Here is a 15,650-nt window from a genome sequence, read left to right as displayed (position 1 = left end):
GCGAGGGTAGCACGCAGATACAGGCGCAAAAACCGCGTGTTCAGGCGCTGCTGAACCGCGAGTCAGCTTGGGTTGCGCTGATCACTCGGGCCTTCGCCCGCTGCGGCGAAGTATCAAAGCGTTCGCGACGGATCAGCGCACGCGCCGCCCCGCTTCGTCGATCACCACCTCGCCGTCTTCCTTGGCGAAGGGACGCGTGAGCGGCGGCAGCAGGTCGAGCACGACCTCCGACGGCCGGCACAGGCGCACGCCCAGCGGCGTGACCACGAACGGCCGGTTGATCAGGCTGGGCTCGCGCAGCATCGCGTCGAGCAGGGCGTCGTCGCTCAGGCCCGGGTCGTCCAGACCGAGTTCCAGGTACGGCGTGCCTTTTTGCCGGATCGCCTCGCGCACGCTCAGGCCGGCGTCGCGGATCAGCTCGATCAGGCGCGCGCGCGTCGGCGGCTGCAGCAGGTACTCGATCACCTGCGGCTCGATGCCGGCGTGGCGGATCAGCGCCAGTGTGTTGCGCGAGGTCCCGCAGGCGGGGTTGTGGTAGATCACGGCGTCCATGGCGAGGGTTCCTTCAGCGCTGGGCGTTGTTGCAGCAGCCACATGCCGGGCTGGCGCGTTCGGCGTTGGCGGGGGCGGTATTGGCTGGCGCGATGGCGACCGGCGTCACCGGCGGCAATGCCACGGCGCCGGACTCGGCCGCGAGCGCCTGCGCGGCCAGGTCGCCCTTGCGCTCGCTGTAACGGCTGGTCAGGTAGTCGCTGCGGCCGCGCACCAGATGGGTGAACTTGACCAGTTCCTCCATCACGTCGACCACGCGGTCGTAGTACGGCGACGGCTTCATGCGGCCGTGCTCGTCGAACTCCTGCCAAGCCTTCGGCACCGAGGACTGGTTGGGGATGGTGAGCATGCGCATCCAGCGGCCGAGCACGCGCAGCGCGTTGACCACGTTGAACGACTGCGAGCCGCCGCAGACCTGCAGCACCGCCAGCGTGCGGCCCTGGGTCGGACGCACGCCGCCCTCCTCCAGCGGCAGCCAGTCGATCTGGTTCTTGAACACCGCGGTGATCGTGCCATGGCGCTCCGGGCTGACCCAGACCTGGCCCTCCGACCACAGCGACAGCGCGCGCAGCTCCTGCACCTTGGGGTGATCGGCCGGCACGCTGTCGAGCAGCGGCAGCCCGTGCGGGTCGAACACGCGGGTCTCGGCACCGAAGTGCTGCAGCAACCGCTCCGCCTCCAGCGCGAGCTTGCGGCTGAACGATTGCGGCCGCAACGAGCCGTACAGGACCAGGATGCGCGGCGGGTGGGCGGCGGTGTCGGCCAGGCGATCGGGGTCGGGCCGCTCGAGGGCGGCCGGCGCGAGGTGGGGCAAGTGGTCGAGGGTCATTGAAGGTTGCTGCGTTGCCAATGTTTCCACTATTCTAGAATCATGGAAATAAAAGACGCAACCAGCGCGCTCGCCGCCTTGGGTCAAACCACCCGTCTGGCGATCTTCCGGCAACTGGTCGAGGCCGGGCCGGACGGCCGGATGGCCGGGCAGCTGGCCGAAGCCTTGTCCCTGCCGGGCGCCACCCTGTCCTTCCACCTCAAGGAACTCGGCGCGGCCGGCCTGATCCACGGCGAGGCCCGCGGCCGCCACGTCAACTACCGCGCCGACTTCGCCGCCATGAACGAGCTGATCGGCTTCCTGACCCGCAATTGCTGCGGCGGCGACGCCCAGGCCTGTGCGCCGGGCGCGGTCGCGTGCGCGCCGCCACCGGCCATCGCCGCAATCGACCCGGAGCGCAGCGCATGAACGAAAGCATCGCCCTGGCCGCGCAGGCGGCCCCGCTGTCGCAGCGCATGGGCGGTTTCGAGCGCCACCTGACCTGGTGGGTGCTGGCCTGCATCGTCGCCGGCACCGCGCTGGGCTATCTGTTTCCGGGCGCCTTCGCCGCGCTGGGCGCGATGGAGGTGGCCCAGGTCAATCTGCCAGTGGCGCTGCTGATCTGGCTGATGATCATCCCGATGCTGCTGAAGATCGACTTCGGCGCGATGGGCCAGGTGCGCCGGCACTGGCGCGGCATCGGCGTCACCTTGTTCGTCAACTGGGCGGTCAAGCCGTTCTCGATGGCATTGCTGGGCTGGGTCTTCATCCGCCACGTGTTCGCGCCGTGGCTGCCGGCCGCGCAGATCGACTCGTATGTGGCCGGACTGATCCTGCTGGCGGCGGCGCCGTGCACGGCGATGGTGTTCGTGTGGAGCCAGCTGTGCGACGGCGACCCGGAGTTCACCCTGAGCCAGGTCGCGCTCAACGACCTGATCATGGTGGTGGCGTTCGCGCCGATCGTCGCACTGCTGCTGGGCCTCTCCGCGATCACGGTGCCGTGGTCGACGCTGCTGCTGTCGGTGGGGCTGTACATCGTGGTGCCGGTGCTGGTGGCGGTGATCGTGCGGCGCGTGCTGCTCGCGCGCGGCGGCCAAGCCAGGCTGCAGCGCCTGCTGGCCCGGCTGGGGCCGCTGTCGCTGGCGGCGCTGCTGCTGACGCTGGTGCTGCTGTTCGGCTTCCAGGGCCGGCAGATCGTCGCGCAGCCGCTGATCATCGCGATCCTGGCGGTGCCGATCCTGATCCAGGTCTACCTCAACTCCGGCGTCTCGTACTGGCTCAACCGCCGGCTCGGTGTCGCCCATTGCGTGGCCGGGCCGTCGGCGCTGATCGGCGCCAGCAACTTCTTCGAACTGGCCGTGGCGACCGCGGTCGGCGTGTTCGGCGTGCACTCCGGCGCCGCCCTGGCCACCGTCGTCGGCGTGCTGGTCGAGGTGCCGGTGATGCTGTCGGTGGTGCGGATCGTCAATGCCTCGAAGGGCTGGTACGAGGCCAAGCATCGTCATCCCCGCGAAGGCGGGGATCATGGACGTTAAACCGAGCAACAAGGTCCTTGGATTCCCGCCTTCGCGGGAATGACGAGCAAAAGCGATTTGATCAGCGTTGCCCTAGACAGGAAACGCGACTCACCGCGCGTAGATCGGCCGGTGCGCGCGCACCGCCATGACCACGCCCAGCCCGGCCAGCAGCGACACCGCCGAGGTGCCGCCGTAGCTCAGCAGCGGCATCGGCACGCCGACCACCGGCAGCAGGCCGGCGATCATGCCGCCGTTGACGATTACATAGACGCAGAACGCCAGCCCCAGCGCGCCGGCGATCAGGCGCGAATAGCCGTCGCGGGCATCGGCGGCGATCCACAGACAGCGGCCGACCACGAACAGGTACAGCGCCAGGGTCACCGCCACGCCGACCCAGCCGAACTCCTCGCTGAGCACGGCGAAGATGAAGTCGGTGGTGTGCTCGGGCAGGTAGTTCAGGTGCGACTGCGAGCCCTGCCCCCAGCCTTTGCCGGTCAAGCCGCCGCCGCCGATCGCGATCTTGGACTGGATGATGTTCCAGCCGGTGCCGAGCGGGTCGGACTCGGGGTTGAGGAAGGTCAGGATGCGGTCCTTCTGGTACGGCTTGAGCCACCAGAACCAGGCCACCGGCGCCACCGCCGCGACCGCGCCGAACGCGGCGCCGAACCACCACCACGGCAGCCCGGCCAGGTACAGCACGAACGCGCCGCTGACCGCGACCAGCATCGCCGTGCCGAAGTCCGGCTGCAGCAGGATCAGCACGGTCGGCACCGCGATCAGCACCGCGGCGACCAGCACCGCGCGCAGCCGCGGCGGCAGCGCCTGCCGGTCGAGGTACCAGGCCACCATCATCGGCAGGCTCAGCTTGAGCAGCTCGGCCGGCTGCACGTAGAACACGCCGAGGTTGATCCAGTGGCGACCGTGCTTGCCGGTGCCGATCACCAGCACCAGCAGCAACGGGATCAGCGACAGGCCGAACACCAGCGGCGTCCAGTTGCGCAACTGGTGGGGCGACACCCGCGACAGCGCCCACATCACGCCCAGGCCGACGGCAAAGAAACTGCCCTGGCGCACGACCAGGCCCAGCGAATGGTCGGCGGCGCTGTACAGCACCGCCAGGCCGATGCCCATCAGCGCCAGCAGCGCGGCGAGCAGCAGCAGGTCGAGCGTGCGCGCGAAGCGCAGCAGCAGGTCGAACAGCCAGCGCAGGATCAGTCTCATCGCGTCGGCTCCGGGGCCTGCGGCTGCGCAGGCGGTTCCCTTCGCCCTCCGGGAGAAGGCCTGCCCTGAGCGTTGTCGACGGGCGCCCGAAGGGCGGATGAGGGTACGGCGGAGCGCTCAACAGCCGGATCAACGCTCACGTTATGTGCCGGTACGTTCGATCCAGAAGCAACAGTCTCCGCCGGCGTTGCAGGACCTGCCGCGCCATCATTTCGTTCGGCCCTCACCCCAGCCCCTCTCCCGGCGGGATAGGGGCTCACCGTCGCTGGCGTAGCGGGCGACGGCCCGCTCGCCGGGTCGCTCGGCATCGGCTCGGGCATCTTGCCGAGCAGCCAGGCGTCGAAGATCTTGCGCGCGATCGGCGCGGCGGTGCTGCCACCGTAGCCGCCGCCTTCCACCGCAATGGCCACCGCGATGGTCGGCGCATCGGCCGGCGCGAACCCGACGAACAGCGCGCGATGGCGCAGGTGCATCGGCAGGCTCTTGGGATGCACCGCGGCAGTGCCACGCCGGCTGACCACCTGCGCGGTACCGGTCTTGCCGGCCATCAGGTACGGCGCGCCGCGCGCCACGGCCGCGCCGGTGCCGCCGGGCTGCATCGCCGCCATCATGCCTTCGCGCACCACCTGCACGTTGGCGGGATTCGGGCTGATCGGCTGGGCCGGGGGCGGCGCCACCGGCGTCCAGGCGCCTTCAAAGCCGAGGCGTTGCTCGCGCACCAGGTGCGGGCCATGCAACTGCCCGTCGGCGATGCCGGCCACCGCGCGCACCAGCTGCAGCGGGGTCACCTTCCAGTCGCCCTGGCCGATGCTGGCGTTGACGGTGTCGCCGGGGTACCAGCGCTCCTTGCGCGCCTTGGCCTTGGCCGCCGGCGAAGGCAGGATGCCGCCGATCTCGCCGGTCAGGTCGATGCCGGTCGGCTCGCCGAACCCGTAACGGCTCATGTAGTCGTCGAAACGCTCGATGCCCATGTCCAGCGCCAGCCGGTAGTAATAGGTGTTGACCGATTGCGAGATGGATTTGCGCAGGTCCGTCCAGCCGTGACCGCCGCGCGCGGCATCGCCCCAGCCGCGGCTGGTGCCGGGCAGGTAGAACATGCCGGTGGACAGCACCCGGTCCTCCGGCTTGCGCAGGCCGCTGTCGAGGCCGGCCAGCGCGATCAGCGGCTTCAGGGTCGAACCCGGCGCCACGCCGCCCAGCACCAGGCGATTGAACTGCGGGCGCGACGGGTTTTCGTTGAGCGCCTTGAAGTCGTGGCTGGAAATGCCGTTGACGAACAGATTGGCGTCGTAGCTGGGCAGGCTGACCATGGCCAGCACTTCGCCATTGCGCGGATCCACCGCGATGGCCGAGCCCTCGAACTCGCCGAAGGCGGTCACGATGGCCTGCTGCAGGTCCAGGTCGATGCTGAGCCTGAGGTCGGTGCCGGGCGACGCCGGCACGTGGCCGACCTGGCGCATCGGCCGGCCGTCCACATTCGTCTCGATCTGCTCGTAACCGACCTTGCCGCGCAGCGCCTCCTCGTAATAACGCTCCAGCCCGGTCTTGCCGATATGGGTCAGCGCGGCGTTGCCTTCGCCGAGGGTCTTCATGTCCTCGGCGTCGATGCGGGCGACATAGCCGACCACGTGCGACATCAGCTCGCCCTGGGGGTAGCGGCGGTTGAGGTAGGACACCAGGTCGATGCCCGGGTAGCGCCAGCGGTCGACGGCGAAGCGCGCCGCCTCGTCCTCGCTGACGCGCAGCTTCAGCGTGATCGGCTTGAAGCCGCGCGAGGCGCGGCGCTCGTCCTCGAAGCGCTCGATGTCTTCCGGCGTCAGCGCGATGATCTGCGACAGCGCCGGCAGCCAGGCCGCGGTCTTGCCAGCCTCGAACGGGGTGACCTCGATGCGGTAGGCCGGCACGTTGTCGGCCAGCACCCGGCCCTTGCGGTCGAAGATCAGCCCGCGCCCCGGCACCACCGGCCGCAGCTTGATGCGGTTGGCCTCCGAGCGCGTGGCGTAGTCGGCGTGCTGCCAGACCTGCAGGCGGAAGTACCACAGCGCCAGCCCGGCCAGCGCCAGCAGCACGCAGGCGAACGCGATCGCCGAGCGGCTGCGGAACTGGTTGGCCTCGGCGGCGGCATTCTTGAGGACGCGGCGACGCGGACCCATCGCTTACGGCCTGCCCTGACGCAGCGTGTCCAGGGCCCAGAACACCACCGGCCACAGCAGCATTCCCGACAACGGCGCCAGCCAGAACGCGCCCGGCAGCGTTGGCTCGCCAAGCGCGACATGGATCGCCGCGGTGACGATGCGGTCGTTGAGCAGCAGGCCGCCGATGGCCAGCGCCTGTTGCGACAGCGGGAAGAAACGCAGGCGCGCACGGAAGCGCTGCAGGATGAAGGTCATCACCACCAGCCGCAGCGCCTGCTCGCCGAACAGGCCACCGAAGGTCAGGTCGCCGGCCAGGCCGACCAGGAACGCGACACCGAGGCCGACGTGGTCGGGGTCCTCGATCACCCAGTAGGCCAGCACCAGCGCCAGCCAGTACGGCCGCAGCGGCTGCAGCGCCGGCGGCAACGGCAGCAGGCCGAGCAGCAACGCCACCACCAGGCTCAGCGGCAACACCCATTGCGGACGCACGCGGGTCATCGTTGGGCCTCACGTGGCGATGCGGCGCCGGCCGGCACCGGTCCGGTCGGACTCGTGCTGGCCGGACTTGTGCCCGTCGGGACCGGACCCGACGGCGCGGGCGCGGGCGCGGGCACGGACGGGGTGGGTGCCGGAGCCGGCGCGGCCTCGGCCGGCCGACGGCGGGCGTTGGTGGCAGGCGCGCGTGTCGGGGACGACGCGGGCGGTGCGCTCGCGGCAGGCGCACTGGACGCCGGCGCGCCGGTAGTCGGCCGACTCGATGGCGGGCGGGCCGCACGGTCTGGCGTCGCAACAGCGGCCGCCGTGGCGCTGCCGGCCTGGACCGGCGCCGCGGCCGGGCCCTGCGCGGCCGCGCCTGCCGGCGAGACGGCAGTGGTCACCACCGCGCCCCCGGCACCGTCGGCCGGCGCCGGCATCAGCGCCGCCGGACCCGGCATCTGCGTCGGCACCGTCAGCAGCACCAGCACCTCGCGGCCGCGGTCGAGCTGCGCCGCCGGGGTGACCTCGCCGACCAGGAAGGCACGGCTGTCGTCGGGCCGCAGTCCGGCGATGGTGCCGACCGGGAACCCCGGCGGGAAACGCCCGCCCAGCCCCGAGGTCACCAGCAGGTCGCCGACCTTGACGTCGCTGGACAGCGGCACGCTCGGCAGGCGCAGCGCATCGCGGCGGCCGTCGCCGTACACCACCAGACGCACGCCGTTGCGCGCCACCGCCACCGGCACCGCGTGCGAGGGATCGGTCAGCAGCAACACGCTGGCGTGCATCGGCGTGGTGCCGATGATCTGGCCGAGCAGGCCACCGGCATCGATCACGCTCTGCCCGACCTCGACGCGGTCGCTGCGGCCGGCATCGAGCACCAACCGCTGCCGGGTTGGGTCAAGGTCGATGTCGAGGATCGGCGCCAGCACCACGTCGAGCTTGCCGCGCTCGGCGGCGTCGAGCAGGCCGCGCAGGCGCGCGTTGTCGGCGGCGACGGTCTGCAGCCGCGCCATCCGCGCCTGGTTGAGCAGCAGCTGCTCGCGCAGGCGACGGTTGTCGGCGGTGAGTTGGGTCAGTGTGCCGGCGTCGTCACTGATGCGCTCGACCATGCGCCCGGGCCAGCCGGCCACCATCCACAGCGGCTGCACCAGCACGCTGGCCTGCCTGCGCGCCTGGCTGAGCCAGCCGCCGCGGTGATCGAGCACGATCAGCACCACCGCCAGGGCCAGATAGGCCAGCAACTTCAGGGTTCCGGCGACATCGCCCGTGCGGGCGGCGGTGGGAGGACCGGCGTAAGGAGGCATGGAGGCCGGGAATCGGGAGTGGAGAATGGAGAATCGGAAAGGCGCGTGAATCGATCTGCGAAACGCCGCTCGCCCGCCGCCAGACTAATGCCGGAAGGGAACCGGCTTCAGGGAATCCGTCACGCGCCAGCTATCGAGCGCTGCGATTCCCCAATCCCGATTCCCCATTCCCGCTTATTCCGGCGCGAAGAACTCGTTGCCGTGCATGTCGACCAGCTCCAGCGCGCGGCCACCGCCGCGGGCGACGCAGGTCAGCGGGTCGTCGGCGACCTGCACGTGCAGGCCGGTCTCCTCGCTGATCAGGCGGTCGAGGTCGCGCAGCAGCGCGCCGCCGCCGGTCAGGACGATGCCGCGCTCGGCGACGTCGGCGCACAGCTCCGGCGGGGTCTGCTCCAGCGCCAGCTTGATCGCCGAGACGATGCCGGCCAGCGGCTCGCGCAGGGCCTCGAGAACCTCGTTGGAGTTGATGGTGATCATCTTCGGCACGCCCTCGGCGAGGTTACGGCCGGAGACCTCGATCGAGGCCGCCTTGGTCTGCGGGTAGGCGCAGCCGATCTCGATCTTGATGCGCTCGGAGGTCGCCTCGCCAATCAACGTACCGTAGGTGCGGCGCACGTAGCTGATGATCGACTCGTCGAAGCGGTCGCCGCCGATGCGCACCGAGGCCGAGTAGACGATGCCGTTGAGGGCGATCACCGCCACCTCGGTGGTGCCGCCGCCGATGTCGACCACCATCGAGCCGCGCGCCTCGGTCACCGGCATGCCGGCGCCGATCGCCGCCGCCATCGGCTCCTCGATCAGGTAGACCTCGCGGGCGCCGGCCTCCTCGGCCGATTCCTTGATCGCGCGGCGCTCGACCTGGGTCGAACCGCAGGGCACGCACACCAGCACGCGCGGGCTGGGGCGCAGGAAGCGCGACTTGTGCACCTTGCGGATGAAGTGCTTGAGCATTTCCTCGGTGTAGGTGAAGTCGGCGATGACGCCGTCCTTCATCGGCCGGATCGTGGTGATGTGGCCGGGGGTGCGGCCGAGCATCTGCTTGGCCTCGCCGCCGACCGCCGCCACGGTGCGGTTGCCGCCGATCAGGCGGTCCTGGCGGACCGCGACCACCGACGGCTCGTTCAGGACGATCCCCTGGCCGCGGACATAGATGAGGGTGTTGGCCGTGCCCAGGTCGATGGACAGGTCATTGGAGAACATGCCGCGGAACTTCTTGAACATCGGGGAATGGGCCGTCAAAAGGGTGGTGCGAGGGGTTCGCTAGCCTAACAACCGCCCCCCCGCCGGGCAAGGAAGAATCCAGCATTTCCGGGCATTTCTTGCCCCTCCGGGTCAACGCCCAGCCAATCTGCCCGAGCGCTCGGCTGGCCCGCCGCGGCGCCAGCGGCTACCCTAGCGCCCGCGCGGCACTGGGCCGCTTTTTTTCTGGGGTATGCGACCGATGTCTGCGCTGATCTGCGGCTCTTTGGCCTACGACACCATCATGGTGTTTCCGGACCAGTTCAAGAACCACATCCTGCCGGACAAGGTGCACATCCTGAACGTGTCGTTCCTGGTGCCGCGCATGCGCCGCGAATTCGGCGGCTGCGCCGGCAACATCGCCTACAACCTCAAGCTGCTCGGTGGCGACCCGATCCCGATGGCCACCGTCGGCCAGGACTTCGGTCCGTACCGCGAGTGGTTCGAGGAGCAGGCCATCCGCCTTGACCAGGTCAAGGTGATCGACGAGCTGTTCACGCCGCAGGCCTTCATCACCACCGACCACGACAACAACCAGATCACCGCGTTCCATCCCGGTGCGATGATGCGTTCGTACGAAAACCACGTGCGCGATGTTCAAGGCGTGACCTTCGGCATCGTCAGCCCCGACGGCCGCGAAGGCATGCTGCAGAACGCGACCGAGTTCGCCGAAGCCGGCATTCCCTTCATCTTCGATCCGGGCCAGGCGATGCCGCTGTTCAACGGTGAAGAATTGCGCCACTTCATCGAGCAGTCCGACTACGTCACCGTCAACGACTACGAGTCCAACCTGCTGCAGGAACGCACCGGCTGGAACGAGAACGACATCGTCAAGCGGGTCAAGGCCTACATCACCACGCGCGGCCCGCACGGCTCGCTGATCCACACCCCGGACAAGACCTACGACATTCCGCCCGCGCACGAGCGCCGCGTCACCGACCCGACCGGCTGCGGCGACGCGTTCCGCGCCGGCCTGATCTTCGGCATCGAGAAGGGCTACGACTGGCTCACCGTCGGCCGCATGGGCAACCTGATGGGCGCGCTCAAGGTCGAGCACCCCGGCACGCAGAACCAGCGCTTCGATTACGACGAGTTCGCCGAGCAGTTCAAGCAGCAGTTCGGTTACGCGCTCTGATCACGGCCTGCAGTACCGCGGTCTGAAAAAGCCCCGCCAAGAGCGGGGCTTTTTCATGTCGACCTCCGCCCTTACCTGGTTTGGTGGTAATCCCCCCTCCCATTACGCGTGTGCAGGCCGATTCCGTGATCTATACCGACAGCCTGGCCAGCTACAGCATCCTGGACGTGTCGGGCTTCAAGCATCGGCGCGTCAATCACAGCAAGACGTTCGTGAACACACGTGGCAACCACATCAACGGGATCGAGAACTTCTGGAACCAATCCAAGCGCGTGCTGCGCAAGTACAACGGCGTACCGCGCAAACACTTCTTCCTGTTCCTCAAGGAATGCAAGTTCCGTTTCAACTACGGAACACCAAGGCAACAACTTGCTACCCTGCGCCTGTGGCTGAACTTCTAATGCTTATCTAGGACAGCCCCTTAATGACAGTTGATGGGGCAATAATTTCCCGATTCCGCCTGACGAGGCGATGTTCGGCCGATGGACGCTGGGCGAAGAGAACGGCGATACCTGCACTGTCGAGCTGCAGAACTTCAGCTGGTTCGGCGGGTACAAAGCTTACATGCCGGCGGGCTGCCCCAAGGACTTCTTCAGCGCTAACCGCTGGGTGATTTCTGGCAACCGGTTACTGATCACCGACTCCGACAACCGGGTCGTGGGCAGCTTCTCGCCTGCCGGCCCCGACCGCTGGAGTGGGCGGCGCGCGTCCGACGGAGCCCGCCTCTACCTCAACAGGCGCTGAGTGATTTAGGTGCGTCATCGCCCCCACATCAGGTTGCACGCCTCGTTCGCGGCCCGCAGCCCGGAGAGCGCGGCGCCCTCCATGAAGCCCTGCCACTCGTAGAAGCTGCTGGTGTGCTCGCCGGCAAAAAGCACGTTATCCACCGGCTTGGCTTCGTTGTGGGCCACGGTCGTGAAGTAGCCCGGCCGGGGGCACGAGTAGGAACCCTTGCTCAACGGATTGAGCGACCAGTTCTGGGTAAAGGCCAGCACCTGGCCATGTTCGTTACGCCGCACCGTTTCGTTCGCGCCCGGCAGCACTCGTTCGAGATCGCCGAGGAAGGCGCTGGCATCGGCTTGCACGGTGGTCGGCAGAAGCAGGCGCGCCAGCGCCCCGCCGCTCTGGTGGGTCAGCACGGCACGGCCGTCACTGCCGTTGATGGGATTGGTTTCCCAGGTGTTCTGCAGGTGCTTGAGGTCGCTGCAACCGCTGCCATTGGACTCATGCCGGACATACCAGTACGGCTGCTTGAAGCCGACCATCGTCTTGCTGTTGTCGCCCATCGCCGCATTGCCGATGGCCAACTGCTTCCACGGCGGCAGCTCGAGGCTCGCGTCCAGATGCACATCGCGCAGCACGCTGAAGGGCAGCGCGAGCACGACCGCGTCATGGTCGGCCTGCACGCTGCGCCCGCCAAGGTCGAAGCTCAGGCGCACCCGGCCGCTGGCGAGCTTGTGGGCCGCTATCAGCCTGTGCCCCAGTTGCACTGGCGTCGGCAACCGCTCGGCAAGCCCGGTGGCGATGCGGTCGTTGCCGTCGACCACATGGAAATGATCGCTGCCATGAGCACCGTAGGAACCGAACTTGCTGCGCCGGTCGCCATAAACGAAACGCAGGAAACTGATCGCGCTCAGCTCATCCAGGCCCGCGCCGAACTCGGCTGCGTAGGCCGCGCCAATGATTCCGCGCAACAGGCCACCGGCACCGTAGAGGAGCAGGTAGTCGTCCAGGCTCATGAAATCAAACAGGCTGTCGGCCTCGGTGTAACGGTCGGCCGTGGGATAGCTCAGCGCAGACAGATCCTCGCGAATGCAGGCGGCGAACGCACGAAACTCCTCCACCACCTGCGCTTCGGTGTAGACGCGACCTTCGAAGTGGTAGTACGGCTTGCCTGGATACCGGGAGAACTCCTCGAGGGGAAGATCCAGCGCGCGCGCATACCCGAGCATCGTGTGGTGCGAGGCACCGATGAACTCAGCGCCGCGTTCGGCCACCTGCCCCGGGAAGAAACCGCGCAGGCTCCAGCAGCGGCCACCGACGCGACCGCCCGCTTCGTAGACCTTGGCGGCCACGCCATTGCGGGCAAGTTCGGCAGCACAGGCCAAGCCAGCCAATCCCGCGCCGACGACCGCCACGCCCCTCGTCTTCGTCATGCGCGCATAGGCCGTGCGCGTCAGCTTCGCGGCGGCCGCCCAGGCCGGCGGCGCCATCATTCCCGCAGCGACGGTCGCGACACCGGCAACGGCACCTTGCATCAGGCGGCGACGCCCTCCGTCGTGCAGTGATTCCTGCCCGATCGCTTCCTGTGCGTTTTCTCCGGTGCGCTCGCAGCGTTCCGCCAAGCGCGCAAGGCGCAGCAGCTGCGCCATCATGCCAGTGCGACTCATAGCTCCCCCTATGCAGCAATGTTGTGACCGGCCCGTCCGATCGCCTGCGGCAACCCCATTACCGGACAGGTACTAGCGCCAAACGCGGCGAGTCCAGCGAGAGTCAGTACCCCTTCTGGAAGTTCAACAGCAGTGCGTTGTCGCGGTCGCCGCCGTTGCCGAACAGGCCGCGGTATTCAACGCGCAGCGAGAAGTCCCGATCCATCAAGAACATCGCGCCCAGGCCCAGCATGAAGCGGCTGCGATCGAAACCGTCCAGGTCCGCGCGATACACCGGGCCGGTGAGCAGGTCGAGGTACTGCATCGTCGCGCTGCTGTCGGCCTCGAAGTCGCGCTGGTATTCCACGCGCAACTGCGGCGAGAACATGCCCCACGCCGTATCGCGACGGAACTCGAAGCGAACGCCGACATTGCCGGTACTGGTATCCACGTCCTGGTCGGCATGGACCAGGCTGTAGACCAGATCGCCCCGTTCGGCATAGCCATCCAGCGTGGCCCGCGCGACATCAAGCCGCGCGTAGGGCGTGTATTGCCACGCGCCACGCTGGATGTCCGCACCCGTGGACAACGATACGAACCATTGCGAGCCATCGCGTGAACCAGCCACGGAACCGCCATTGACGGTGAGGTGGCGGCGCAGGTCGTACGACAGTTTCTGGTAGCCGCCCAGCGCGTCGAGAAAGTACGTCTCGCCGGGGTGGTAGCTGCCATACAGGGCGGCCGTGTACGCATCGCCTTCGACGCGGCTGCCGTGCGACCCGATGTCGCTGTCGTCGCGGCCGTAGCCCAGGCCGGCGCCCAGCGCGAAGGCGGGATTCACGCGGAAGTCGGCGCCCACGCTGATGCCGTCCGTCTCGAAATCGAGGCCGCCACCGCCGCCGCGACCGTCGTAGTTGCCCGACCGGACCGCGCCGGCGGTCCAGATCGTGTAGTCCGACGCCCCTTCGGACGTCGACCCGCTCGCGCTGTCGGCCTTGCGCGAGGCAGCGGCGACATCGTCGCTGGAAGCGACCAGCTGGCAGTCCTCCTCCGGTCCATGGCGGCGGTTGTCCAGGCAGGGTCGGCTGGTCGCGAACGACAGGCTGTTGCGGAAGCGCGCATCGCGGGCGCCGGCGCCATGCAAGCCCTCCATGCGTTGCTGGAAATTGCCGATCTGAGCTTGTGCGAAGCGACGGGCCGACTCGGACTGGGCCTCGAGCAGGCCGCGCACTTCCTCATCCCGGGTGGGGTCCGGACGCGGGGCCACCTCGAAGGTAATGCCCGCCGGCGCTGACGTCGCAAAGGCATTGGCCAGGGTGAACTGCGCCACGGCCTGGCCGGAAAAGCCGATGGCCGGTGTGTAGGTCAGCCGGTAGCCGCCGCTCGCGGGCGCGATGACGGCCGTGCCCGAACCGGCAGGCGTCAGCGCGACCAGTGTCGCCGCGGTGAACGGACCGCCACTCGCTCCTTGGGTCAGCTCGACGGTGGTGGCCAGCCCGGCCACGGTGGTCACCGTTTGCGCCACCGCGACCGGCAGCGGGTTGACCGCCACCGTCGAGGTGATCGGTGCCGACGCACCGAAGGCGTTGTTCAAGGTGTAGACGATCAACGCCGTGCCCGCGGCACTGGCCGTCGGCGTGTAGGTGATGCGGGTCCCGGCGACAACGGCGGTGCCGGTGGCCGGCGGCGTGACCAGGGTGACGCCGGTGAACGGACCGCCGCTGGCGTCCACGGTGGTGTCGATGGTCACCGCCTGCCCGGCCAGGGTGGACACGCGGTGCGGCTGGCCGACGGGCACCGGCAGCGGCGTGACCGCGATCGAAACCGTGGCCGGCGCCGACGTGCCGCCCGGACCGGTCGCGGTGTAGGTCAGCGAATCGGGACCGAAGTACGCGCCCGTCGGCGTGTAGACCACGTTGAGCCCATTGACCACGGCGGTGCCATGCGCCGGTGGCGCCGCGATCGCGATCGCGCTGATCACGCCCGTGTCGTTGCCGGTGGCGGCGATCGTGATCGGGTGTTGTGCGGGCGTGGTCGCGCTGTCGTCGCTGGCGACCGGCACCCCGTCAGCGATGACGACCGTGTAGGCCTGGCTGCTGTTGAAGCCCAGGTGGTCGGTCACGCGCACGGTGAAGGTGTAGCTGCCGCTCGTGGTCGGTGTGCCGGACAGTGCGCCGGCACTGCTGAACGCAGTGCCGATCGGCAAGGCGCCGCTGACGAGGGAGAAGCTGTAGGGCGCGGTGCCACCGCTGGCGCTGTGGGTCTGGCTGTAGGCCGTCGCCACGGTGCCGCCCGGCAGCGTCGCCGGCGTGATGGTGATGGTCGGCGCGGTGATCACGATCGTGTAGCTGGCCGTGGTGTTGAAACCGGCATCGTCGGTGGAGCGGATGCTCACGGTGTAGCTGCCGGCCGTGGTCGGCGTGCCGCTGAGGACACCGGCGGAACTGAAGGACATGCCGATCGGCAGGTTGCCCGATGGAATCGAGTAGCTGTAAGGCGCGATGCCGCCGCTGCTGCTCAGCGTCTGGCTGTAGGCGACGCCGGCGGTGCCGCCCGGCAGGGTGGCCGGCGTGATGGTGATGGCCGGCGCGGTGATCACGACCGTGTAGCTGGCCGTGGCATTGAAGCCCGCGTCGTCGGTGGAGCGGACGCTGAAGGTGTAGCTGCCGGCCGTGGTCGGCGTGCCACTGAGGACGCCCGCCGAACTGAAGGACATGCCGATCGGCAGGTTGCCCGATGGAATCGAGTAGCTGTAAGGCGCGATGCCGCCGCTGCTGCTCAGCGTCTGGCTGTAGGCGACGCCGGCGGTGCCGCCCGGCAGGGTGGCCGGCGTGATGGTGATGGCCGGCGCGGTGATCACGACCGTGTAGCTGGCCGTGGCATTGAAGCCCGC

Annotated in this window: 13 protein-coding genes and 1 pseudogene; 5 read left to right on the top strand and 9 right to left on the bottom strand. The window is 68.7% G+C overall.

Annotation, left to right across the window (positions count from 1 at the left end):
• Window positions 1-132: 132 nt before the first annotated feature.
• Both arsC and arsH read right to left on the bottom strand, forming a co-directional pair.
• Window positions 133-552, bottom strand: coding sequence for an arsenate reductase (glutaredoxin) (gene arsC / locus ACFOLC_RS09945; RefSeq protein WP_386759097.1), 420 nt, complete (start codon window positions 550-552; stop codon window positions 133-135).
• A gap of 13 nt (window positions 553-565) precedes the next feature.
• A complete protein-coding gene (arsH, locus tag ACFOLC_RS09940; RefSeq protein ID WP_386759096.1) occupies window positions 566-1,381 on the bottom strand; it encodes an arsenical resistance protein ArsH in 816 nt (271 codons plus the stop codon).
• Window positions 1,382-1,423: 42 nt separating this feature from the next.
• Between arsH and ACFOLC_RS09935 the strand changes: the two genes are divergently transcribed.
• The gene (locus ACFOLC_RS09935; protein WP_386759095.1) at window positions 1,424-1,789 is read left to right on the top strand and encodes an ArsR/SmtB family transcription factor; all 366 of its coding nucleotides are present in this window, start codon (window positions 1,424-1,426) and stop codon (window positions 1,787-1,789) included.
• A 47-nt stretch (window positions 1,790-1,836) separates the two neighbouring features.
• Window positions 1,837-2,895 carry an ACR3 family arsenite efflux transporter gene (gene arsB / locus ACFOLC_RS09930; protein ID WP_386759412.1) on the top strand — a complete coding sequence of 353 codons (1,059 nt, stop codon included), beginning with the start codon at window positions 1,837-1,839 and terminating at the stop codon, window positions 2,893-2,895.
• 90 nt (window positions 2,896-2,985) lie between these two features.
• Here arsB and rodA read toward each other — a convergent pair whose 3' ends face one another.
• From rodA to ACFOLC_RS09905, 5 genes are all read right to left on the bottom strand, one after another.
• The gene (rodA, locus tag ACFOLC_RS09925) at window positions 2,986-4,098 is read right to left on the bottom strand and encodes a rod shape-determining protein RodA (RefSeq protein ID WP_386759094.1); all 1,113 of its coding nucleotides are present in this window, start codon (window positions 4,096-4,098) and stop codon (window positions 2,986-2,988) included.
• The gene (gene mrdA, locus ACFOLC_RS09920; protein WP_386759093.1) at window positions 4,095-6,251 is read right to left on the bottom strand and encodes a penicillin-binding protein 2; all 2,157 of its coding nucleotides are present in this window, start codon (window positions 6,249-6,251) and stop codon (window positions 4,095-4,097) included. The genes rodA and mrdA overlap by 4 nt, the downstream gene beginning before the upstream one ends.
• A gap of 3 nt (window positions 6,252-6,254) precedes the next feature.
• Entirely contained in the window at window positions 6,255-6,731 is a 477-nt protein-coding gene (gene mreD / locus ACFOLC_RS09915; protein ID WP_386759092.1) for a rod shape-determining protein MreD, read from the bottom strand.
• Window positions 6,728-8,014, bottom strand: coding sequence for a rod shape-determining protein MreC (gene mreC, locus ACFOLC_RS09910; RefSeq protein WP_386759091.1), 1,287 nt, complete (start codon window positions 8,012-8,014; stop codon window positions 6,728-6,730). The genes mreD and mreC overlap by 4 nt, the downstream gene beginning before the upstream one ends.
• 174 nt (window positions 8,015-8,188) lie before the next feature.
• Window positions 8,189-9,235 carry a rod shape-determining protein gene (locus ACFOLC_RS09905; protein ID WP_386759090.1) on the bottom strand — a complete coding sequence of 349 codons (1,047 nt, stop codon included), beginning with the start codon at window positions 9,233-9,235 and terminating at the stop codon, window positions 8,189-8,191.
• A 220-nt stretch (window positions 9,236-9,455) separates the two neighbouring features.
• On the opposite strand from ACFOLC_RS09905, the gene ACFOLC_RS09900 reads away from it, so the two are divergent.
• From ACFOLC_RS09900 to ACFOLC_RS09890, 3 genes and pseudogenes are all read left to right on the top strand, one after another.
• Complete coding sequence (locus tag ACFOLC_RS09900; protein ID WP_386759089.1) at window positions 9,456-10,388, top strand: carbohydrate kinase family protein; 933 nt, start codon at window positions 9,456-9,458, stop codon at window positions 10,386-10,388.
• Between the two features lie 116 nt (window positions 10,389-10,504).
• Window positions 10,505-10,789, top strand: a pseudogene (locus ACFOLC_RS09895) (IS1595 family transposase); the annotation flags it as partial.
• Between the two features lie 70 nt (window positions 10,790-10,859).
• On the top strand, window positions 10,860-11,132 hold the full coding sequence (locus ACFOLC_RS09890) for an AprI/Inh family metalloprotease inhibitor (protein ID WP_386759088.1): 273 nt from the start codon (window positions 10,860-10,862) through the stop codon (window positions 11,130-11,132).
• A 14-nt stretch (window positions 11,133-11,146) separates the two neighbouring features.
• Here ACFOLC_RS09890 and ACFOLC_RS09885 read toward each other — a convergent pair whose 3' ends face one another.
• Window positions 11,147-12,760 carry a flavin monoamine oxidase family protein gene (locus ACFOLC_RS09885; protein WP_386759087.1) on the bottom strand — a complete coding sequence of 538 codons (1,614 nt, stop codon included), beginning with the start codon at window positions 12,758-12,760 and terminating at the stop codon, window positions 11,147-11,149.
• Window positions 12,761-12,881: 121 nt separating this feature from the next.
• On the bottom strand, window positions 12,882-15,650 hold a 2,769-nt coding region (locus ACFOLC_RS09880), incomplete at its 5' end, for an autotransporter domain-containing protein (RefSeq protein ID WP_386759086.1).

Origin of the sequence: Lysobacter cavernae (genome assembly GCF_042648505.1) — a bacterium.
Classification (GTDB): Bacteria; Pseudomonadota; Gammaproteobacteria; order Xanthomonadales; family Xanthomonadaceae; genus Lysobacter_L; species Lysobacter_L cavernae.
This window is presented reverse-complemented; position numbering and strand designations above follow the sequence as displayed.

Excerpts from the sequence above, each read along its gene's own strand:
- arsC (WP_386759097.1), bottom strand. The coding sequence starts at position 552 with ATGGACGCCGTGATCTACCACAACCCCGCCTGCGGGACCTCGCGCAAC.
- arsH (WP_386759096.1), bottom strand. The coding sequence starts at position 1,381 with ATGACCCTCGACCACTTGCCCCACCTCGCGCCGGCCGCCCTCGAGCGG.
- ACFOLC_RS09935 (WP_386759095.1), top strand. The coding sequence starts at position 1,424 with ATGGAAATAAAAGACGCAACCAGCGCGCTCGCCGCCTTGGGTCAAACC.
- arsB (WP_386759412.1), top strand. The coding sequence starts at position 1,837 with ATGGGCGGTTTCGAGCGCCACCTGACCTGGTGGGTGCTGGCCTGCATC.
- rodA (WP_386759094.1), bottom strand. The coding sequence starts at position 4,098 with ATGAGACTGATCCTGCGCTGGCTGTTCGACCTGCTGCTGCGCTTCGCG.
- mrdA (WP_386759093.1), bottom strand. The coding sequence starts at position 6,251 with ATGGGTCCGCGTCGCCGCGTCCTCAAGAATGCCGCCGCCGAGGCCAAC.
- mreD (WP_386759092.1), bottom strand. The coding sequence starts at position 6,731 with ATGACCCGCGTGCGTCCGCAATGGGTGTTGCCGCTGAGCCTGGTGGTG.
- mreC (WP_386759091.1), bottom strand. The coding sequence starts at position 8,014 with ATGCCTCCTTACGCCGGTCCTCCCACCGCCGCCCGCACGGGCGATGTC.
- ACFOLC_RS09905 (WP_386759090.1), bottom strand. The coding sequence starts at position 9,235 with ATGTTCAAGAAGTTCCGCGGCATGTTCTCCAATGACCTGTCCATCGAC.
- ACFOLC_RS09900 (WP_386759089.1), top strand. The coding sequence starts at position 9,456 with ATGTCTGCGCTGATCTGCGGCTCTTTGGCCTACGACACCATCATGGTG.
- ACFOLC_RS09890 (WP_386759088.1), top strand. The coding sequence starts at position 10,860 with ATGTTCGGCCGATGGACGCTGGGCGAAGAGAACGGCGATACCTGCACT.
- ACFOLC_RS09885 (WP_386759087.1), bottom strand. The coding sequence starts at position 12,760 with ATGGCGCAGCTGCTGCGCCTTGCGCGCTTGGCGGAACGCTGCGAGCGC.